Below are 274 nucleotides of genomic sequence, written 5' to 3'. Positions count from 1 at the left end.
TTAAACCGTGATTTACGCATTGAGAGAAATCAATTTGGAGAAATATCAATTATGTCACCAGCAAGTTCAGAAACGGGAAATCGAGAGTTTAATATTGCTGTACAGTTAGGAATTTGGTCAGAAAAAGATGGTACAGGAATTGGTTTTTCTTCCAGTACAGGATTTACACTTTCCACAGGTGCAAAACGTTCTCCTGATGCTGCTTGGATAAAATTAGAAAGATGGAATCAACTTAGACCAAAACAACAGAAAAAATTTGCACCTATTTGTCCTA

Annotated in this window: 1 protein-coding gene; it reads left to right on the top strand. The window is 35.8% G+C overall.

The genetic code is table 11. From position 1 onward, the window contains the following. A partial coding sequence (locus ACIR131C_RS26735) for a Uma2 family endonuclease (RefSeq protein WP_423752199.1) occupies positions 1-274 on the top strand: 274 nt, incomplete at both ends.

Source organism: Dolichospermum circinale AWQC131C, from assembly GCF_000426905.1.
Classification (GTDB): Bacteria; Cyanobacteriota; Cyanobacteriia; order Cyanobacteriales; family Nostocaceae; genus Dolichospermum; species Dolichospermum circinale.
The sequence above is the reverse complement of the archived record's forward strand: the minus strand, read 5'-3'. Positions and strand labels throughout refer to the sequence as shown.